Origin of the sequence: Hymenobacter tibetensis (assembly GCF_022827545.1) — a bacterium.
Classification (GTDB): domain Bacteria; phylum Bacteroidota; class Bacteroidia; order Cytophagales; family Hymenobacteraceae; genus Hymenobacter; species Hymenobacter tibetensis.
Genome location: NZ_CP094669.1, coordinates 41124 through 61475, shown reverse-complemented (window position 1 = coordinate 61475; position 20352 = coordinate 41124). Strand labels below are relative to the sequence as shown.

The 20352-nt window shown below is 58.2% G+C and carries 16 protein-coding genes and 1 riboswitch; of the genes, 5 read left to right on the top strand and 11 right to left on the bottom strand.

Going from position 1 to position 20352, the window contains the following annotated elements:
- Window positions 1–5: 5 nt before the first annotated feature.
- Together MTX78_RS00275 and moaC are read right to left on the bottom strand one after the other, a co-directional pair.
- On the bottom strand, window positions 6–1184 hold the full coding sequence (locus MTX78_RS00275; protein ID WP_243798852.1) for an NTP transferase domain-containing protein: 1179 nt from the start codon (window positions 1182–1184) through the stop codon (window positions 6–8).
- A complete protein-coding gene (gene moaC, locus MTX78_RS00270) occupies window positions 1174–1662 on the bottom strand; it encodes a cyclic pyranopterin monophosphate synthase MoaC (RefSeq protein ID WP_243798850.1) in 489 nt (162 codons plus the stop codon). Before moaC ends, MTX78_RS00275 begins: the two co-directional genes overlap by 11 nt.
- Before the next feature lie 219 nt (window positions 1663–1881).
- On the opposite strand from moaC, the gene MTX78_RS00265 reads away from it, so the two are divergent.
- Window positions 1882–3111, top strand: coding sequence for a molybdopterin molybdotransferase MoeA (locus MTX78_RS00265; protein WP_243798848.1), 1230 nt, complete (start codon window positions 1882–1884; stop codon window positions 3109–3111).
- 110 nt (window positions 3112–3221) lie between these two features.
- Here MTX78_RS00265 and MTX78_RS00260 read toward each other — a convergent pair whose 3' ends face one another.
- From MTX78_RS00260 to metH, 9 genes are all read right to left on the bottom strand, one after another.
- A complete protein-coding gene (locus tag MTX78_RS00260) occupies window positions 3222–3644 on the bottom strand; it encodes a putative signal transducing protein (RefSeq protein WP_243798847.1) in 423 nt (140 codons plus the stop codon).
- 98 nt (window positions 3645–3742) lie between these two features.
- Entirely contained in the window at window positions 3743–3883 is a 141-nt protein-coding gene (locus tag MTX78_RS00255) for an MFS transporter small subunit (RefSeq protein WP_243798845.1), read from the bottom strand.
- A gap of 45 nt (window positions 3884–3928) precedes the next feature.
- On the bottom strand, window positions 3929–5326 hold the full coding sequence (locus tag MTX78_RS00250) for an L-lactate MFS transporter (RefSeq protein WP_243798843.1): 1398 nt from the start codon (window positions 5324–5326) through the stop codon (window positions 3929–3931).
- 210 nt (window positions 5327–5536) lie between these two features.
- Window positions 5537–7069 carry an N-acetylmuramoyl-L-alanine amidase gene (locus MTX78_RS00245; protein ID WP_243798841.1) on the bottom strand — a complete coding sequence of 511 codons (1533 nt, stop codon included), beginning with the start codon at window positions 7067–7069 and terminating at the stop codon, window positions 5537–5539.
- 81 nt (window positions 7070–7150) lie between these two features.
- A complete protein-coding gene (locus tag MTX78_RS00240; protein WP_243798839.1) occupies window positions 7151–7687 on the bottom strand; it encodes a hypothetical protein in 537 nt (178 codons plus the stop codon).
- A 72-nt stretch (window positions 7688–7759) separates the two neighbouring features.
- Window positions 7760–8344: an energy transducer TonB gene (locus MTX78_RS00235; RefSeq protein ID WP_243798838.1), complete on the bottom strand. Its 585-nt coding sequence runs from the start codon at window positions 8342–8344 to the stop codon at window positions 7760–7762.
- Window positions 8345–8596: 252 nt separating this feature from the next.
- Window positions 8597–9073, bottom strand: a complete 477-nt coding sequence (locus tag MTX78_RS00230) for a tetratricopeptide repeat protein (protein ID WP_243798836.1) — start codon at window positions 9071–9073, stop codon at window positions 8597–8599.
- 152 nt (window positions 9074–9225) lie between these two features.
- Window positions 9226–10182, bottom strand: a complete 957-nt coding sequence (gene metF, locus MTX78_RS00225) for a methylenetetrahydrofolate reductase [NAD(P)H] (RefSeq protein ID WP_243798834.1) — start codon at window positions 10180–10182, stop codon at window positions 9226–9228.
- 99 nt (window positions 10183–10281) lie between these two features.
- Window positions 10282–13995 carry a methionine synthase gene (gene metH / locus MTX78_RS00220; protein ID WP_243798832.1) on the bottom strand — a complete coding sequence of 1238 codons (3714 nt, stop codon included), beginning with the start codon at window positions 13993–13995 and terminating at the stop codon, window positions 10282–10284.
- Window positions 13996–14064: 69 nt separating this feature from the next.
- Window positions 14065–14178: riboswitch (SAM riboswitch) on the bottom strand.
- A gap of 293 nt (window positions 14179–14471) precedes the next feature.
- Here metH and MTX78_RS00215 point away from each other — a divergent pair.
- The 4 genes from MTX78_RS00215 (at window position 14472) to MTX78_RS00200 (ending at window position 20228) form a co-directional block, all read left to right on the top strand.
- Window positions 14472–16172 (top strand): PA14 domain-containing protein, encoded by a 1701-nt coding sequence (locus MTX78_RS00215; RefSeq protein ID WP_243798830.1) that lies wholly within the window; start codon window positions 14472–14474, stop codon window positions 16170–16172.
- Between the two features lie 261 nt (window positions 16173–16433).
- Entirely contained in the window at window positions 16434–18911 is a 2478-nt protein-coding gene (locus MTX78_RS00210) for a DUF5686 and carboxypeptidase-like regulatory domain-containing protein (RefSeq protein WP_243798829.1), read from the top strand.
- A 165-nt stretch (window positions 18912–19076) separates the two neighbouring features.
- Window positions 19077–19349: a hypothetical protein gene (locus tag MTX78_RS00205; protein ID WP_243798827.1), complete on the top strand. Its 273-nt coding sequence runs from the start codon at window positions 19077–19079 to the stop codon at window positions 19347–19349.
- Window positions 19350–19655: 306 nt separating this feature from the next.
- Complete coding sequence (locus tag MTX78_RS00200) at window positions 19656–20228, top strand: fasciclin domain-containing protein (RefSeq protein ID WP_243798825.1); 573 nt, start codon at window positions 19656–19658, stop codon at window positions 20226–20228.
- The last annotated feature ends 124 nt before the right edge of the window (window positions 20229–20352 follow it).

Genomic DNA, 20352 nt, shown 5'->3' with positions numbered 1-20352 from the left:
GTGTGCTAGCGCCCCTCTATTTCTTTCAGTGCTTCGGCCTGCTGCTCTGGCGTGTTGATGTTGCGCAGCTCTGTTGGGGCCGGCGGCGGCAACAGTTCAATATCCGAGTTGATGAGGGCTTTACGGGGGCAAGAATAGCCTAAGCTCAAGAAACGCAGCAGTGTGCCGTAGCTACGGGGTTCCCAGATGGTGATGAGCGGCTCGGGCCATTCGTTTTCTGGACTGCGGTAGGCAGTGGCCATACGACCTGCGTGGCGATGCGCTACCAAATGTCCTAGGGTAGCGTCCGTCAGGAAAGGCAAGTCGCAGGCTACTACCAGCCAGGCGGCGTCAGGGTCCTGTTGAAACGCCGACAGCAGGCCACTCATGGGGCCTAGTCCCAGAAACGTATCGGGTAACGGTGCCAGGCCGGCGGCTTGCAGTTCAGTTACTTGGTCGGGGCGGCAGGACACCAGCACGTCTTCGCAGAACGGGGCTAGCAGTTCGGCAGCGTATGCCCGCTGCTCCTGCTGGCCATGGTAGGTAAGGCGGCTTTTGTCTTGGCCCATGCGTTGGCTTTGCCCACCCGCCAGCACCAACCCGCGCAAACGAGGCTGCTGCTGCTGCCAGTGTTGAAGCACTGCCGCCGCAATGGCCTCGGTATCAGACAAGCCTAAGCAGGGAATGTCGGCACTCTGCAAATGCTCCTGCAAATAGTCGGGCAGTTCAGTTACTCCTTCGGGCAGCAGAATCAGACGTACATCCGTTAGGCGGTCAAGCTTTTTCTGGAGGGGCTTTGCTGGGTCGAGGATGATAAGCTGTTGGCGGGCGCGAAAGTGGTTGCCGTTCACCAGCACCAGGCTTTGCTGGTGCATCCATTCCTGCTGCGCAAATGTGTCGAGGCCCCGGCGCAGATCGAGGCGGCGGAAGGTGATTTTGTCGGTTAGCTCAGCGCTGGCTCCGGCTTGCAGAATAGCATCAACTCCGCCAGTTCCACCTTGGGCTGCGTCGTCGCCGGCAGCATGGTCGGCATCCACGTACGCTACGCGCAGCGTGGGTTCGAGGTGAGGCAGCAGACGGGCTACCAGCTCTTTGATGCGGCCACAGGGAGCCCCCAGAATAGCTAGCTCGTGGCGGCTGAATTCGCCGATGCTGGGCCGGACGAGTTGCGCGTGTTTGCGGTGCGGCGTGGAGTTAGTCGGCATGATGGAAGTCTTGTTTGCCGCCGGTTTTGCTGAGCAGCCGGGTTTCCTGAATAACGATGTTGTGCGAAAGGGCCTTGCACATGTCATAAATGGTGAGGGCCGCCACCGAAGCACCAGTGAGAGCCTCCATTTCCACGCCGGTTTTGCCGGTTACGCTGGCTGTGCACTCAATCAGTACGGCGTCGGGAGCTTGCACCTCAATGCGCACCTGGCAGTCGTCGAGGCCCAGCGGGTGGCAAAGCGGAATCAGCTCCGACGTTCGTTTGGCCCCCATAATGCCCGCCAGAATAGCCGTTTGAAACACCGGCCCCTTGCGAGTAGGCAGGTCGCCGTCTTGTACCAAGGCCAGAATTTCGGCACCGAGCACCACGCGGCTACGGGCGCGGGCCACCCGACGGGTGGCCGTTTTGGCACCCACGTCTACCATAGCGGGCTGACCAGCGGCGTTGAGGTGGGTGAGCTTAGAGGAGTCAGACATGGAAAAAAGATGGCGCACAGGCCAGGGAAGTTGAAAACGGACGTCGTTTGGGCGACATTGCTCGTACGCCGGTACGCGCCCAGCAAATGGAAGTTGTATTTCTGGGGTGCAGGAAAGTGCAGCAGCCCCCGCAATACTAGCAGTCAACCAGCCAAGCACCCCGTTAGTTGCTCCACCGTTCCGCCCAAAGCCTTGAAAGCTTCCACTATATTCGTGCCTATGCTCTCCGTAGAAGAAGCCACCCGCCGCGTTGCGGCCACCGTTCGCCTGTTGCCCCCCGAGTTTTTGGCGCTTCCGTTAGCTGCGGGCCGCATTCTGCGCGAAGACCTACGCGCCGACCGGGACTTCCCCCCCTTCAACCGTGTGGCCATGGACGGTATTGCCGTTTGCTTTGCAGCCATTGCAACCGGACAAACCGAGTTTCAAATCGAGCGCACGCAGTTTGCGGGCCAGCCGCCTACGCCTCAACTCGACCCGCTGGCCGCCACTGAAATCATGACCGGCGCGATGCTGCCCGAGGGCACCGACACGGTGATTCGCTACGAAGACCTACTCTTTCGCACCGACGAAGTTACTGGCCACCGCTATGCTACCGTGGTAGTGCCGCCCATCCATACCGGGCACAACGTGCATGCCCAAGCCGCCGACCGCCGCCAGGGAGACTTGCTGTTACCTGCGGGCACCTACTTGGGAGCAGCCGAACTGGCCGTGGCCGCCACGGTTGGGGCGGCTACCGTTGCCGTAACGCGCTTTCCCCGGGTGGCCGTGGTGAGTACCGGCGACGAGCTGGTACCTATTGCCACGCGTCCTCTCCCCCACCAGATTCGGCGCTCCAATGCCCTGATGCTGCAAGCCGCTGCCGAGCAGGTAGGCGCCATCACCCAGACCTTTCATTTCGACGACGATGTGGCGGTGTTGCAGCAGAACCTTCCCGCACTACTAGAGCAGTTCGATGCTGTAATTCTGAGCGGAGGGGTATCGAAGGGCAAAGCCGATTTCTTGCCGGAGGTGCTGCGCGAGCTAGGCGTAGAGCAGGTGTTTCATGAGGTACAGCAGCGGCCTGGCAAGCCGTTCTGGTTTGGTAAGCGCCCAGAGGGAGCCGTAGTGTTTGCGCTGCCGGGCAATCCGGTGTCCACGTTCGTCAACTTCTACCGTTACGCTCGGCCCTGGCTGCTCGCCATACAGCAACCCGCCACCGCCTTACCCAGCACCGGCCCCGTGCCGGCTATCTTGGCCACCGACGTCAGCTTCCGCCCCAAGCTCACGCATTTCCTCTTGGTGCGGCTGGAACACGCCGCCAATGGTCAGCTATTGGCTCATCCCGAGCGCGCCGGCGGCTCCGGCGACTTGGCCAGCCTACTAGCCAGCAATGCGTTCCTAGAGCTTCCCCCCGAGCAGGAACTGTTCTCGGCTGGTACCGTGCTACCCGCGTGGCGGTTTAGAGACTAGGTGCACCCGACTGACTTCCAATCTGGTGCAACGGACAGTGAGTTCGATGCGCAATAGTTCGAGCCGTCACGTTCCGCAGAGCAGCCTAGCAACCACCTATATAAGTATTCTCACCCCTCGAAGTCCAGCCCGCACTGGAAGCAGTGGCATTGGGGCTTTTCTGGGGCCATTATCCAAAGGCGAAGCTTGGTGAGCAGACTATCGTTAGGCTCGGGTTCTTGGCGGCAGACCACATCAGTGTGGTGACAGCGGGGGCACCGGACGGTTTGCGCCGCAGCGTCCACTTCATCAATGAAGGGCAGGGCTTGCATAGGCACCTGGTTGGCATGCAGAAGGTCCTGAGCGGCAGCCAAGTCGCGCCGACGCACGTGCAGGCGCACCCCACCGGAAATGGGACCGTAGGGCCGGTTCTCGTTGCTGATAAAGCAGGGGATTTCGGCCGCTTCCAGCTGGTTTTTAGCTAGATGCGCCGATATAGCGTTGGCGAAGGACGCTAGCAGGATGATGGATTCGTCGGCGGGCTCGTCGGACATAAGGCAACTGGTTTTCAACCAAACAAAAGAAGCACCCAAATGGGTGCTTCTTTCACAGAGCAACAGTTTTTATTATGAAAGCCCAGCCGTAGCGAAGCTTACTTGAACAGCGACAGTGCCTTGATAAACGTTTGGGTAACGCCCCAGGCGAGGGGAATACCCACGAATAGCCAGGCTACTGCCAGTGCAACGCCGGAGCTAGGCGTAGCATCCGGACCGTTAGAAGAAGTATGTTCCATGATGTAAATGCGTTTCAGTTGAGAGGTGAATGGCTGGGTGCGTACCTACGCCGCCACTTTTTTGGCCGTTTCCTTTTCGAAATACTTTTCTGCCACAGGCCGCACCAAGAAGTTGGCAATCAACCCAATTACGAGCACCCCAGCCATGGTGTAGAACACCGATTGATACGCGGCAGCGCCTACCAAACCTTTTGCTTTGGCGTTGGTGTGCAAGTAGTTTACAATCACGGGGCCTAGCACACCTGCCGTGCTCCAAGCCGTGAGCAAGCGGCCGTGAATAGCGCCCACCTGCATCTTGCCAAACAAATCAGACAAGTAGGCTGGGATGGTAGCAAAGCCACCGCCATACATACTCAGAATCACGCACGACACCACCACAAACAGCGTAAGCGAGGCACTAGCGCCGAGTGTAGGAACCAGGGCGTAGAGCAAGATGCCCAACCCGAAGTAAATAGCATAGGTGGTTTTGCGGCCCATCTTGTCGGAAGCCGACGACCAGAAGAAGCGGCCCAACAGGTTGAACAAGCTGAGCAGCCCCACAAAGCCGGCTGCGGCGGCCGCCGTCACGCCCTTGCCAGCACCCATGGCCGTATCCGAGAAGGTTTCCTGAATAAGCGGGGAAGCCGTTTCCAGTACGCCAATACCGGCCGTCACATTCATGCAAAGTACCACCCACAGCAGCCAGAACTGCGGCGTTTTGATGGCGTTGTCGGCCGTTACGTTGCCCGTGGTGATGAGGGCATTATGCTCGGTGGAGGGCACATAGCCTGCCGGCTTCCAATCGTCGGCGGGCACCCGAATAGTCCAGACGCCAAACTGCATGAAGAGCAGGTATATCACGCCCATGGCAATGAACGTAGGTGCTACCCCCAGCGGAGCAACGTCTTTGAACCGGTCCATGAGGGCTACAGCCAGCGGCGAGCCAATCATGGCGCCGCCCCCAAACCCCATGATGGCCATGCCCGTTGCTACCCCGCGCCGGTCGGGAAACCACTTAATCAGGGTGCTAACGGGCGAGATATAGCCGATACCCAGCCCAATGCCGCCCACAAACCCATAGCCAAAGTACATCAGCCAAATGCTGTGCAGATGCACGCCCAACGCCGCAATAAAGAAACCGCCGCCGAAACACAGTGCCGAAGCCATCATGGCTTTGCGCGGCCCTACCCGTTCCAGCCACTTGCCAAACACCGCGGCCGACAACCCCAGCAACACAATAGCAATCGAGAAGATAATGCCGAGTTGGCCGGGTGTCCAATCGTCGGGACCGGGGGCATCGGGGTTGCCGCTGAGCAGTGCACCAAGCGGTTTTTTGAACACGCTGAAGGCGTAAGCTTGGCCAATGGCCAAATGGATGGCAAGCGCTGCCGGTGGTACCAGCCAACGGTTGTACCCCGGACCAGCCACAGTGCGGCTCCGGTCCAGTAATGATGATTCTGCCATGCGAATCGGTGGTTTTTGGTGGGAAAAGAGTGGAACGGCTTCCTCACAACAAGCCTACAGGGGTAAGTTTGTCTGAGAATGAGGAAGATATCGGCTTTCTACGCTGAATGCTTTTAAACGTGTAACTATTTTTTGCTAAAATTATATAGCTAACTACACCTGTCACTGTTTAGCTTCCGACTGCAACGCTTCTGTCAGGTTCTGGCTCTTCTACTTAGCTTCCAGCGCCGGCTTTTTTCCTAGCCAGCCCCGCAATCCATCTGCCCTGGTTTCCTTCAGAAAATCCTTCACCCCGCGGGTAATGGCCTCGGCCATTTGCTGCTGAGAGGCCGGGCTGATAAGTTGCTGCTCATCAGCAGGGTTGGAAACAAAAGCCGTTTCAACCAGCGCATTGGGGTACTCGGTGGGGCCGTTGAGGCCGAAGTTGAAATTCCCAACCAGTCCCCAACCAGCCAGCCCGGTTGCCTGCATCTGCTGATAGAGCGCCGCCGCTAGCGGCCGGAACGCCACGTACCGGTAGAACGCACTGGTACCCTGCACCGCGGTGTTGCTCGCTGAGTTAACGTGAACACTGACCAGCAACGCGGGCCGCTGCCGCCGCAACAACAGCACCCGCTCACTGATTTCCATTGAAACGTCTGCTTCGCGCGTCATCACTACCCGGGCGCCCGCTTGCTCCAACTCTCGCCGTAGCTTCTGCGCAATGGCTAGCGTCAGGTCTTTTTCGCGGGCACCACTGGCACCGGCCGCGCCTACGTTGGTACCGCCATGACCTGCATCAACGGCAACCACCAAGCCCCGCAGGCGGAGCTTAGCGGGAGGCCGCGTCACTTGCACTACCAGCGTGTTGGCCTGATACCGGATGTGGTAGCCCCAGCTCTGGCGATGACGCAAGGGCAGCACCACCCGGAACACATCCGGTTGTGGCTGCTCGTAGTACACGGCGCCCAGTTCTTGCACCCCTGCCCGTTGCGTTATCCAGTTGGTATTGGAGGTGGCGCCAAACACATCTACCACCAACCGCGTGGGGTTTTGCAGTAGTTGCGCGCGGTAGGGCAGCTTGGCAGTAAGTGGTATGCGCACATAATCGTAGAGCGAGTCGCCTTGTACGCTCCAGGAACCGGTGAGCGAAGCCGGCACGAAGCCCCCGGGTGGCAGCAACCGCACCACTTCTTCCGGCACCCAGGCCTGTTGGCTAGCCGCTAGCTGCACCCGGTACTGGTTGCCAACCCGGCCCGTGAGGTGCAGCACAACCAACGAGTCGAGGTAGCCCATTTTGGCACCGCCCAATCGGTCTTCGCCCAGGCCGTAGTTCAGGTAGGATAGCGCACTCCGTGTTACAGCCAATTGGGGCATCGCGGGGTCCATAAACCGTACGCTGTTCTTGCTATAGGCCACTTCCAGCACGCTGTCTGGTGTAAGAAGCTGCACTTCAAGAGGCCGGTCGTGGAGGGTGTCGCCGGGTTGTACCACGTAGGTGCCCTGGTAGATGCCGGATTTGCCTTGCACTGGCGGTAGCTCCACCAAGCGTTGTCCGTTCAGAAAGGTGACTTGAGCTCCTGGCTGCCCTATAAGGCGCACGTGCAGCTGGTCGCCGGGACTTAGCCATTGGTTGGCCGCTGGCACAGTTTCAAACGAGGAAATGAGAGGAACTGGAGATTGGGCATTTGCTGGCAAGCCCAGCAAATGCCCGGCGCTACCAGCCAATAGCACCCACACAACATATAAAACGCGCTTCAACATATCTTTCAAGAGGGTCTTAGCTCTCTAAACGCAAAAGCCCCGCGCAAGGCGGGGCTTAATGCTGCTGACAAGGCAGCTCTGTTACTTCTCTTTTATAGCGTCGCCAAGGTCTTTCACGTCGCGGCGGGTTTCGAGAGCCGTAAACTCGGTTTGCAACGCTCGGATGTGCAACTCGTCGCGGCCTTTGATATCCAGGCGGATAGCACGGAACTGGGCGTTGAGTTGGCGGCTAATGGCGGTGGCGTAGTCCCAGTCGCGCTGGGTCCAGTCGCGGTGCCGGGCCCGCACCTGTTGCATAAACTGCACAAACGCGGGCTCGATAGTAGTGGGCGTCAGTTGCTCGATGGCGGAGTACCGGCCCAGCAGCTGGCCACCGAATGTGCTGGCCGCCGCCTCATTGAGCGGCTGACGCGTACGAGCGCGCGAGGCCGAGTCAAAACGAGCAGCGCGGCGGCCAGCTACGCGCAGTTTGGCAGCAGCCCGGTCGGCCACTGTATCCAGCCTGCGCGCTTCCTGACGAACCACTTCTTGTCGTTCACGCGGGGTAGAGTCGCAGGCGGTGAGGGAGAGGGCTACCAGAGCGGCAGCCAGTGGGCGAAGCATTAAGAACGATTTCATGGTCCCAATGTACGCAACCTGGGCAGGTAGAGGTTAGCGTACCTCTTGAAACCCCGCTAGGCCCCTCGCTTTCTACTGCGGCTTTTGCAGCCGAAACGTGAAAGGCAACTGGTATATCACTGGAATGGCGCGCCCCGACACCCGAGCGGGCACCCACTGAGGCGGAATACTCTGGCACAGGCGCAAAGCTTCCTCGTCGCAGCCGCCCCCAATGCCATTCAGCACTTTGTGCTTGTAGGCGCGCCCCAAGGTGTCGATAGCAAATTCAATCAGGACCCGGCCCTGGATATTGCGGTTCTGCGCTTCCTGCGGATAGGTTAGCTTGGCTATGTAAGAGGCCAGCGCGGCTTCTCCCCCAATGAAGAGCGGAGGCTGCTCCACACTGGTACGGGCCCACTCGCCGGGTTTCACCTCGGCGTCATAGGGCTTCTCTTCGATAGGCCGATAGAAAACCAGCTTGTTGGCGGTGTGGTCGTAGCGCTGCACGAGCACCTGCCGGCCGTCGCGGGTGTGGCTGTAGTAGTCCCATACCCCAACTTTCTGCCCTTTCTCCAGCATACCGCTTTCGTATTCGTTGGTGCGCTGACGTTGGGCCTCGGCACCAGAAGCCAGCCCCAACATGGCGAGTAGGGGCAATACTTTGTAGAAGTGTTTCATAATAGGTGGGTTGAGCCGGTGTAGTAGTTGTGGGGGGAGTCAACAGAAACTACAAAGAGCAATTTTATTTATTGTTTAAGTGCAAATATTTAATTTATCAGTATCTAATCTCTTTTCTCCTGTTTAGTGCTTTCTTGGCTTTGCAGGGCCATAACAAGAGGAATATACGCGCAAAGCAGTTGAGCCAGAAGCTGCTATGCTTCGGAAATATACAAATAGCTGCATAATGATGCAAAGTAATTTTCAGCGTTACTAGCCGGAGCTGCCTAGCTGGTCGCGCAGGTCTCGTAGCTGGCTTTGCAGCCCCGGCCAGTGCGGGCATAATTGCTCTAGGCGCGTTAATACCCGCAGGGTGCCTCGGTCATCGGCCAGGGTGCGGAGCATGGTGGCCCACCCCGATAAGGCGCCGAAGTGCCGTGGTTCGCGGCGTAGCGTCTCGCGGATGTCGTCCAGAGAAGCTCGGTATTCGCCGCGTAGGTAATACGCAGTGGCTCGCTTGTTCCACCCTTCCGCGTAGCTTGGCGCCAACTCAATTAAATCCGTGAAATCATGGATGGCCTGCGTGTAGTTGCCGGCGGCCAGCGCCCGCATACCGGCTTCAAGATGCTTATCCAGGACGTGCTGCCCGGTGGTGAGCCAGATCTGCCAGATACCACTTTGCAACATTTCTATTTCAGTGGGAGTATTGGCTTCCCGCAGATGCGCAAACAGCTCATCGAGAGTGGACATAATAAACAGCTATAGGAAAGACGAAAGCGCCAGGTGGCGCAGCACAAACTTCCTCTTTGTACGAGAGTGCAGCCATTCGTTTCGAATACCTACTGCTCCGAGGAACTTTGCGCTGCGCCACCTGGCGCTTGTACTTGATTTATTGGACCGGGCTAGAACAGCTCCTTGGCCACGCGCCGGATGCTCTCCGATTTGCCCATGCTGTAGTAGTGCAGGCTCGGCACACCGTGGGCCATCAATTCCTTACTCTGGTTGATGCACCACTCAATCCCAACTTGGCGGGCCGCTTCGTTGTCGCGGCACTGGCCGATGGCCTCCACCAACGGCTCGGGTAGGTTCAGAAAGAACGTCCGGGGCAGCATGGTGAGCTGGCTCTTGGTGGTCAGGGGCTTCAACCCCGGAATGATGGGCACGTTGATACCGGCTTCGCGGCAGCTTTTCTCGAACTTGAAAAACTGTTCGTTGTCGAAAAACATCTGCGTTACGATGTACTCGGCGCCCCGGTCCACTTTGTGGCGCAGGTAGCGAATATCGGCGCCGTAGTTGGGCGCTTCAAAGTGCTTTTCGGGGTAGCCGGCCGTACCGATGCAGAAGTTGGTCGCCCAGGTGTCGTCCTGCTTCTCGTCTAGGTACTCGCCTTTGTTGAGGTCCGCTACTTGGCCTATCAGGTCGCTGGCGTAAGCATGGCCATCTTCGTGCGGCTTGAAGGTGCCCTCCGACTTGATAGGGTCGCCGCGCAGCGCCAGCACCGAGTCGATGCCCAAGAAGTGCAGGTCGATAAGCGCGTTTTCGGTTTCCTCTTTCGAGAAGCCGCCGCAGATGAGGTGCGGCACCGTATCCACGTCGAAGCGGTTTTTGATGGCCGCGCAGATTCCTACCGTACCGGGCCGCTTGCGTACTGTTTTCTTCTCTAAGAAGCCGTTCGGGTGCTGCCGGTACACGTATTCCTCGCGGTGGTACGTAACGTCAATGAACGGCGGCTTGAACTCCATCAGCGGCTCGATGTTGCTGAACAGGTTCTGGATATTTTCACCCTTTTTTGGCGGCAGCACCTCGAAGGAAAACAGGGTCTTGCCGTTGGCACGGGTTATATGGTCAGTTACTTTCATAGTAGCACCAAGCTCGGCTTGGCGAATCGTTGAGCAAGAGTAGATACAATAGAAACCTGGCGAACGACACATATTGTTTCGCGAGGCGAGAACTACGTACTAAAGCGCCGTGACGGGCACCGCGGTTGGCTCGTAGTTCAGGTTGGGCATCAACCAGCGTTCCAGCTCCGGCAGCGGCATGTTTTTGCGCTGCGCAATGTCGGCCACTTGGTCGGCGCCTATCCGGCCCAGGCCGAAGTAACGGGAATCAGGATGCGCGTAGTAGAGGCCACTCACCGAGGAAGCCGGGTACATAGCCAGGTTTTCGGTGAGGCGAATACCCGTCTGGTTCTCAGCATCAAGCAGGTTGAAGAGCGTAACTTTTTCGGTATGGTCGGGGCAGCCGGGGTAGCCGGGCGCAGGCCGCACTCCTTTATACTTCTCTTGAATCAGGTCTTCGTTGGACAGGTTTTCGGCGGGGTCGTAGCCCCAGAACTCTTCCCGTACCCGCTGGTGCAGGCGCTCAGCAAAAGCCTCGGCCAACCGGTCGGCCAGGGCTTTCATCATGATGCTGGAGTAGTCGTCGTGCTCGGCCTCAAATTTCTCCAGGTGCTTTTCGATACCGATGCCCGCCGTTACGGCAAAGCCCCCGATGTAGTCCTGACGGCCCGTTTCCACTGGCGCCACAAAGTCGGAGAAAGCGAGGTTGGGCACACCGGCGGCTTTTTCACTTTGCTGGCGCAGCGTGAAAAACTCGGTGGCTACTTCGGTGCGGCTGTCGTCTTTGAACACCTGCACCGTGTCGTAGTCCACGGTGTTGGCGGGCCAGAAGCCGATAACGGCGCGGGCCGTGAGCTGCTTTTCGTCGATAATGCGCTTGAGCATCGCTTGGGCATCGTTGAAGAGCTGCGTGGCGGCCTCGCCTACGTTCTCGTCGGTGAGGATGCGAGGGTAGCGGCCTTTCAGTTCCCACGTCTGGAAGAACGGCGTCCAGTCGATATAGGTCGCCAGCTCGGCTAAGTCATAATCTTCCAGAGCTTTCGTGCCTAAGAACGTCGGCTTGACAATTGGGGTGGTTTCCCAATCCGCCTTGAAGCCATTCTCACGCGCGGCTTCAATGGTGAGGTAGTTTTTGTCGCGCTGGCGGCCGGCGTAGTCTTCCCGCAGCTGGCGGTATTCCTCGCGCACGGTGCGGGCATATTCGTCTTGGCCTGAACCCAGCAAGCCAGCTGCCACACCCACACTCCGCGAGGCGTCGTTGACGTGCACAATGGGGCCGGAATAGCTTGGCGCAATCTTCACGGCTGCGTGCAAGCGCGACGTAGTGGCGCCGCCAATGAGCAGCGGCGTTTTCAAGCCGCGTCGCTCCATTTCCTGCGCCACGTACACCATTTCGTCGAGGCTAGGCGTAATCAGGCCGCTGAGCCCGATAACGTCCACTTCCTGCTTCACGGCTTCATCCAGAATCCGCTCCAACGGCACCATCACGCCCAAGTCCACAATATCGAAGTTGTTGCAGGCCAGTACTACGCCTACAATGTTCTTCCCGATGTCGTGCACGTCGCCTTTCACGGTGGCTAGCAGGATCTTACCGGCCGTTTGGCGCTCCGAGCCTTGCTTGTCGGCTAGCAGGTAGGGCTCCAGATACGCCACGGCTTTTTTCATCACCCGCGCCGATTTCACCACCTGTGGCAAGAACATTTTGCCGGCGCCAAACAGGTCACCTACCACGTTCATACCCGACATCAGCGGCCCTTCAATTACCTCGAGTGGCCGGCCTACTTGCTGGCGTACCTCTTCGGTATCTTGGTCGATGAACTCGGTGATGCCGCGCACTAGGGCGTGCTGTAGGCGTTCCTGCACAGGCAGGCTGCGCCAGGCATCGGCTACCACTTCCACTTTGTCTTTCTGCTTCACCGTTTCGGCAAAGTCCACGAGGCGCTCCGTGGCATCGGGGCGGCGGTTGAGCAGCACATCCTCGCACAACTCCAGCAGATCCTTCGGCACTTCATCGTACACGGCCAGCTGACTCGGGTTTACAATGCCCATGTCGAGGCCGGCCCGGATGGCGTGGTAGAGGAAGGCGGAGTGCATGGCTTCGCGCACGACGTCGTTGCCGCGGTACGAGAAGCTGATGTTGCTGACGCCGCCGCTGGTGAGGGCGCCGGGCAGGTTCTGCTTGATCCAACGAACGGCCTCGATGAAGTCCAGCGCGTAGTTGCGGTGTTCCTCCATACCAGTGCCCACCGTCAGAATGTTGGGGTCGAAGATGATGTCCTCGGCCGGGAAGCCGACCTCATTTACTAGGATGTCGTAGCTGCGCTTACAGATTTCGATGCGCTTCTCATACGAGTCGGCCTGGCCGTTTTCATCGAACGCCATTACCACCATGGCCGCGCCGTACTGGCGGACCGTGCGGGCGCGCTCCTTGAACACTTCCTCGCCTTCCTTCAGCGAAATAGAGTTTACAATGCTCTTGCCCTGCACGCACTTCAGGCCGGCTTCCAACACGCTCCACTTCGAGGAATCTATCATCACCGGCACCCGCGAAATGTCGGGCTCGGAGGCAATCAGGTTCAGGAACGTGGTCATGGCCTGCTCGGAGTCCAGCATGCCCTCGTCCATGTTCACGTCGATGATTTGGGCGCCGCCTTCCACTTGGTCGCGGGCCACTTGCAAGGCTTGCTCGTAGGCCCCCGTCCGGATAAGGCGGGCAAACGCGCGGCTACCCGTCACGTTGCACCGCTCGCCTACGTTCACGAACAGGCTTTCTTGGGTGATGCCGAACGGCTCCAAGCCGCTCAGGCGCGTGGCGGGCACCACTTCCGGCAAGGGGCGCGGCTCGTACTTATCAGCCAGCTTTGCCAGCTCGGCAATGTGCTGGGGCGTAGTGCCGCAGCAGCCGCCTACCACCGTCACGAGCCGGTCGGAGAGGTAGCTTTCCACCACCCCCGCAAACTCCTGCGCCGACTCGTCGTAGCCACCAAAGGCGTTCGGGAGGCCGGCGTTCGGGTAAGCCGAAATGTGCACGTCGGCAATGCGGCTCAATTCCTTCACGTACACCTTGAGCTGGTCGGCGCCGAGGGCGCAGTTCAGGCCCACGCTTAGCAGCGGCAAGTGGCGGATAGAGTTCCAGAACGCCTCTACCGTCTGCCCCGACAGCGTGCGGCCGGAAGCATCAGTGATGGTGCCCGAAATCATGACGGGCACCACGCGGCCGCCTTCATCGAAGAACTTCTGCACCGCGTAGAGAGCCGCCTTGGCGTTGAGCGTGTCGAAGATGGTTTCGATGAGCAACGCGTCGGAGCCGCCGTCAATGAGGCCGCGCACCTGCTCGTGGTAGGCGGTAGCCAACTCGTCGAAGGTCACGGCGCGGAAGCCAGGGCGGTTCACGTCCGGCGAAAGGGAAGCGGTACGGTTGGTGGGCCCAATAGCGCCGGCCACGAAGCGGGGCTTAGCTGGGTTCTGCGCCGTAAACTCGTCGGCGGCTTCTTTGGCTAAGCGCGCTGATTCGTAATTCAGCTCGTACACAATATGCTCCAGCGCATAGTCGGCCTGCGCAATGGTGGTGCCGCTGAACGTGTTGGTTTCCACCATATCGGCCCCGGCCGCAAAATACTCGGCGTGGATGCCTTTAATGATATCGGGCCGGGTCAGGCTGAGCAAGTCGTTGTTGCCCCGCAGTGGCTTGGGATGGTCAGCGAAACGAGTGCCCCGAAAGTCAACCTCCTCCAGCGGATGCCGCTGAATCATGGTGCCCATGGCTCCGTCGAGCACAAGAATGCGCTGTTGCAGGATGTCGTAAAGGGGGGAGTCGGGACAGTGCGTTTTCATAGTTTCTCCTTCGGAATGCAGTGTTGAACTAGCTCATCCAGAAAGAGAAATCTGCGGGCGCAGGTTCCGTACTTATCTTCTTCCGTCGAATTAAAAACAAGACGAAATGGGAGTTGGCACCTTGTTTTACTCAGGTTGCCAAGACGTCGTAGGGCCCAATCCCTCGGTCTTTCTGGATAAGTAACACCGCGAAGATACAGCAGGAAAGTAGGAATTTCAACTTACCTCCTTCGGGCCGCGCATTCGGCCTTTATTTGCTGTTTTACAGTAAGGAAACGGCTGGTTCCCCTGCTAGCTGTAGACTGAGCTTGCTCGTTGGTTGATTTCAGCCACGTAACTCGTTGAATATCATTTCTGGGCAAGCGTTTTTTCGGCACCTTGTCTTCGCGTCGTCCCAACCTAGCCCTAACCAAGCTATTCAGACTAGTGCTATGCCACTGCCCACCTTTCTCCGAGAAGCCTGTATACTAAGCTGCTTGCTGCTACTGGTTGGCCCGCTCTGGGCTCAGCAGACACCGCCCCTCCTGGGCAATGGCCTGCGCGGGCAGTATTACGAAGGCAAGAACTTCGAGAAGCTGGTGCTTACCCGCACCGATCCTGCCATCAACTTTGACTGGACGCTCGGGCCGGATGGCAACCGTTTTGTATCGCCGGGGCCGGGAGTGCCGGGCGAGTTTTTTTCAGTGCGCTGGACTGGCTATGTCTACGCCCCCGTGACGGGCGTTTACACGTTTCACATGGCTACCGATGATGGCATGCGCGTGTGGCTTGGCGGCCGCAACGTGCTGGACTCCTGGACCGACCAGCAGGCGACGCGGTACACGGTGCAGAGAAAACTCACGGCGGGCCGCTACTATTCGCTGCGGGTAGACTATTACCAAGTGAGGTGGTCTACCCGGGCAATGCTAGCGTGGCAGCTACCACCCCAAAATACTACCTCGCCACCAGCACTAGCTCAAAACGAGTTGGACGCTATTCCGCGCCGCTACCTCTACACCTCCTTACCAGCGTCAGCCAAGCCGCTAGTGGCCGCCAAGTCGTCCGTAGCACTCGTTTCAAGTAAATCAGTCGGCGTGATTGGTATAGTACCGGGCACACGGCCTCCCAAGCCAACCCCGATGCGCCTCAAGCCGCCTACCAACGTAGCGGAAGCCGTTGCGGCCTCTACGGTAGCCGCTGCTACGGCGGGCGTGGGGCTGCGGGCCACGTACTTCGCGGGCGCTGATAGAGGAGCCGGCGTAGTGACCAGAATCGAGCCTGTGGTGGAAGTGTCTTGGCGAAACCGGCCTCCCGTGCCGGGGGTACCCGCCCAAGGCTTCAGTGTACGCTGGACGGGCTACCTGCTGGCGCCAGAATCCGGCGTGTATGTTTTCCATACAGAATTCGACGATGCCCACGACGTCACGTTTGCCAGCGACAATGTGTTGAGCATGACGCATTTCAATAAAGAGATTTTCAACGCAACGCCGGTACCCCTCGATTTTGCCCAGCGGCTGACGGCCGGCCGGTGGTATCGTGTCAGTTTGGTGTATCGCCAAGTGGAAGGGGCTTCGCGGGCTGTGTTTGCCTGGACCCGCCCCAGCGCCACAAACCGCGACCCTGTAGTGGTGCCCCAACGCTATCTGTACCCCGATATTCCGCCGTCAGCTCCACCCGTTCCTGTTGCTACGCCTCCAGTAGCGGCAGCACGCCAGCCCCGCTCGCCGAAAGTTGCTCCTGCACCAGTAGTGCCCCGGCGGCCAGCCGTGGCGCGGGCCGTGGCGCCGGTTCAGCGGCCACGCCTTGCGGTGCGCCCCGTTGCTACGGATACTCTGCCTGACCTTAGGGCGCTGAGCCGCGGAGCTGCTGTAACATTGCCTAACTTATACTTCACCCAAAGCACTGCGGTGCTGCTACCTACCTCACGCCCCACCCTGAATGCCTTGGCGGGCATGTTACGCCAGCAACCCACCATGCGCTTGGAAGTAGCAGGCCACACCGACAACGTAGGAGATGCCGCCCTCAACCTGCGCCTTTCCGAGCAACGAGCCCGCGTAGTGCGCCAATACTTAATACAGCAAGGCATCGACTCCGCGCGGCTGGTGGCCCACGGCTACGGCGGCACCCGGCCCGTGGCCGACAACCGCGACCCGCAACAACGACCTCGCAACCGGCGAGTGGAAGTGGTGGTGCAGTAGCCTACCGCTCTAGCACCCACCCAGTGAAACCACCATTCTTGCGCTGCCGTGTAGGTTTTGTTTTGCGTAAGCTCCCAAATAAATGCTCGGTTAAGGCTTCTGTCCTTTTCGTTTAAATTATTGCTACCCGCGGAACCTCACACTATAACCCATGCGTATTCTGTATCTTACGAGCTTCCGGCATCCTTCTTATTGATTTCTACGCCCTTATCTTTTCTTGATCCTTTGCTATTTCGATTCAGGTATTTACTGCTTCTGTTAGTGGCTCTAGCCGGGGCTGGGCGCAGCGAAGCACAGCTGTTACTTCGTGGTCAAGTCACGGAGGCCGCTACGCAAAAGCCGGTACCGTTTGCTTCCATTTTTGTACCCGGCACCACCGCCGGTACCACCGCCGACGCCGACGGACGCTACCAGTTGAGTACCGCCCCCACCGATACGGTCGTGGCATCAGCTATGGGCTTCGCTCCTGTCAAGAAAGCAGTAAGCCGCCAGGCTGGGCCCCAAACCATCAACTTTGCACTGGGAGCCGGGGCGGTGTCATTGGGCGAAGTGGTGGTGCGGCCCACCGAAAATCCGGCCTATGCTATCATGCGCCGGGTGCAAGAGCGCAAGCCTCAGAACGACAAGCAGCGCCTCGATGCCTTTGAGTTCGACAGCTACAATCGCACGGAAATCAGCATCAACAACTTGCCCAAGCAAGTAAGTGGGCGCAAGGTGCTACGCGACATGATAGCCGTAGCCGACAGCTTGGGGTTGGAGCGCGGCGCCGATGGCAAGCCAGTGGTGCCCATTTTTGCCTCTGAGATGTTGTCGCGCTACTACGCCCACCAGCGGCCCCTGCGGCGGCGCGAGGAAATCAAGCGCAACCAGATGCACGGCATGGCCCCGCGCGAGGGGTCGGTAGTGTCCCAGATCATGGGGTCCTCGTTTCAGGACTGGGACTTTTATCCTAACTGGCAGCAACTATTGGGCAAAGACTTTATTTCGCCCATTGCCGACGGCTGGAAGTTCACCTACGAGTACGAGCTGCAAGATTCGGTATACATCGGAAAAGACTTCTGCTATCAACTGGCCGTGACGCCCCGCCGCTCGCAGGACTTGGCATTCACAGGCACCATCTGGATTACCAAGGATTCCTACGCGCTGCGTCGGCTCGATTTGCGGGTTAGCCCCGATGCAAACCTCAACTTCGTGGACAAGATTACGGTGTGGCAGGAACTGACGCCATCCAGTGCCGGGCCGTGGCTCCCGCTGCGCACCCGCGTGATGGTGAGCGTACGGCCTACGGGCAAGAGCACGGGCGTGGTGGCGCGCTTCACTACTGTCAATTCCAACTTTGAAGCGGGCAAGTACCACCCGCTGGAATTCTACGATTTGCCGATGGAAACGTCTGCGGATGCTTTCAAAGGCGACCCCGATTTCTTCGCCAAGAATCGGCCGGATTCGCTGTCGGTGCAAGAGCAAACCACTCTCACTGTGCTCGACACCGTACGCCAGCTGCCAGCTGTTCGCTCGTTTTTGGAAGTAGCAACCGTGGTGGTTAGTGGCTACTACCGGGTGGGCAAAATTGATGTAGGGCCGGTGCTGGCTACGCTTGGCTACAACAACATCGAAGGCTTACGCCCCCGCATCGGTTTTCGCACCACGCCTGATATCAGCCGTAACTGGATGGCCCGCGTGTACTTGGCGTATGGCCTGCGTGATGGGCGCTTCAAGTACGGCCTACGAACCAACCACATCCTCGACCGGCGCACCTGGACCACCATTGGCTTCGAGCACCGCCACGACATCGACCAAGTGGCACTGCTCGACAACGACTATGCGCTGGAGAATCCTCTGTTTGAAGCTGCTGCCAGTGTTGGCAACATCAACAACGGCCGGCCCCTGCTGCGCGACCTCACCTCGGTGTCGTTTCAAACAGATTTGTTCCGCGGCTTCACCCAGAAGGTTACGCTCCGCCAGCAGCAGTTTCGCCCCCTTTATCAGTTCGCCTATTACACCAACGAACCCCAACTGGGCGCCCCTACCAACGATAATTTCGGGGTTTCGGAGGTGGTGCTGGAGTCCCGCTACGCCCCCGATGAGGTGCTGGTGCAGAGCCAGACCCAGAACTACCGCTCGGCCATCGGCCTTAAAAAGCTGCCGGTGTTCACGGTCCGTTACACCCTGGGGCTCAACAAGTTTTTGGGCGGCGACTTCCAGTACCACAAACTCAACCTGCTGATAACCCAAAGCGTACGCCTCGGCCAACTCGGCCGCACCGACTACACGCTTGATGCTGGCTACATCCCAAGCACGGTGCCGTACCCGGTGCTCAAAGCGCATCTTGGCAACCAGTCGCCCTTCTACAATGGTGGTGCCTACAACCTGATGCGCTACTTCGAATTCGTAAGCGACCGGTACATTGGGCTACGCTTCGACCACCATTTTGAAGGTTTTCTGCTGAATTCGGTACCGGCCCTGAAAAAACTAAACTGGCGGTTGGTGGCAACCGGCAACGTGCTCTACGGTAGCGTAGACCAAGCCAACAATGCTATTATCCCGGAATTAGACCCAGAAAGTGGGGAGCCATTGCCTCGTTTTCAACCGCTGGGCCGGCTGCCCTACGCCGAGGTGGGGTACGGCGTCGAAAACATATTCCGGGTGGTTCGCGTAGATTTTCTACACCGCCTCACGTACCGCAACTCGCCTGCTGCCAGGAATTTCGGTGTGAAATTTAGTTTCCAGTTCCGGCTGTAAAGAATGGGCTTGTCCGAGGGCCAACCAATAAATTAACAGGCTGTCTTTGGGCATGAAAATTCAAACCGCTTATATTACCCATTCCTGAACCTTGCACTGGCCGTCAAACGTCATTTTTCGGCCCTCCTTCTGAATCAAATCTGGACGCTTTTTGTAAAAGAGCTTATGGCATACGAAGTAGACAACCTGACCCTCGCCGAAGCCACTCGGCACGCTCCCTTTGTTGATTACGCTCGTTGCGTAGACGACAGCCAGCGCCCCTACAACCACGTAGGCGATTGGCCAGAAAAGGACCGCCTCTACCCCGTGCGGGTAGTTGATTCGCGCACCGAAGGCATGGCTTTGGTACACGTATTAGGTTTCCAAGGCGAAGCTCCTTTTTACAATGCTTTTGCACCCCACCGGTTTGAAGTGCTGCTCACTGTGTGGCTAAACTAGCTTCCGAACTACGCTTCTTATCCTCTTGAAAACGCCCGACCTGCTTGTTGCAGGTCGGGCGTTTTGCGTTGCAGAAGTTATGCGTTATACCCTGCATTTAGTTGGGTGTGGTTGCTGGTATCTGTCTCATAAAACGCTGAGCTGCACCTACCGAATGCAAACTCGACCGTGCAAAGCAGATGGTAGTGAAGTTCCTCACTAAATAGAGCACATAAAATATTTTTAGGGTGCAATAAATCCAAGGAGCGAAGCTCAGGCGTAGATGCCTTCAAATAACTTCACCACACGTCCTCCTTCGACTTCACCATGAAGAAAAACCTGCTTTCATTTGCTCTGATAGCCCTGTTGGGTGCCGCTAGTGCTACTTCGGCCTCTGCTCAAGCTGCCATGACGCCCGGTACCGTATCGGTAGGTGGCAAAGCTATGTACCCGAATAAGAATATTGTGGAAAATGCTGTAAACTCAGCCGACCACACCACTTTGGTAGCTGCCGTGAAGGCTGCCGGCCTCGTGGAAACCCTTCAGGGCAAAGGCCCATTCACCGTTTTCGCTCCCACCAATGCAGCCTTCAGCGCGCTGCCAGCCGGTACAGTTGAAACACTGGTGAAGCCTGAGAGCAAAGCAACCCTCACCAAAATCCTCACCTACCACGTGGTAGCCGGCAACATGACGGCCGACAAAATTATGGCGGCCATCAAGGCTGGTAAAGGCACTGCGTCGTTGAAAACCGTAAGCGGCGGCACCCTCAAGGCCATGATGAACGGCCCAAAGAACGTGGTGCTCGTTGACGAGAAAGGTGGCGTATCTACTATTTCAACTTACGACGTTATCCAGAGCAACGGCGTGATTCACGTTATCGACAAAGTGTTGATGCCCTAACTGGTACGGCTACGTTGGGTGGTAGATCTGGACCATCGTTACCACTTACTATCTATGAAAAGCGCTTTCCCTTACCGGGAAAGCGCTTTTATTTTGTTGCTCCTACGCTGGCTGCTTGCGGTTG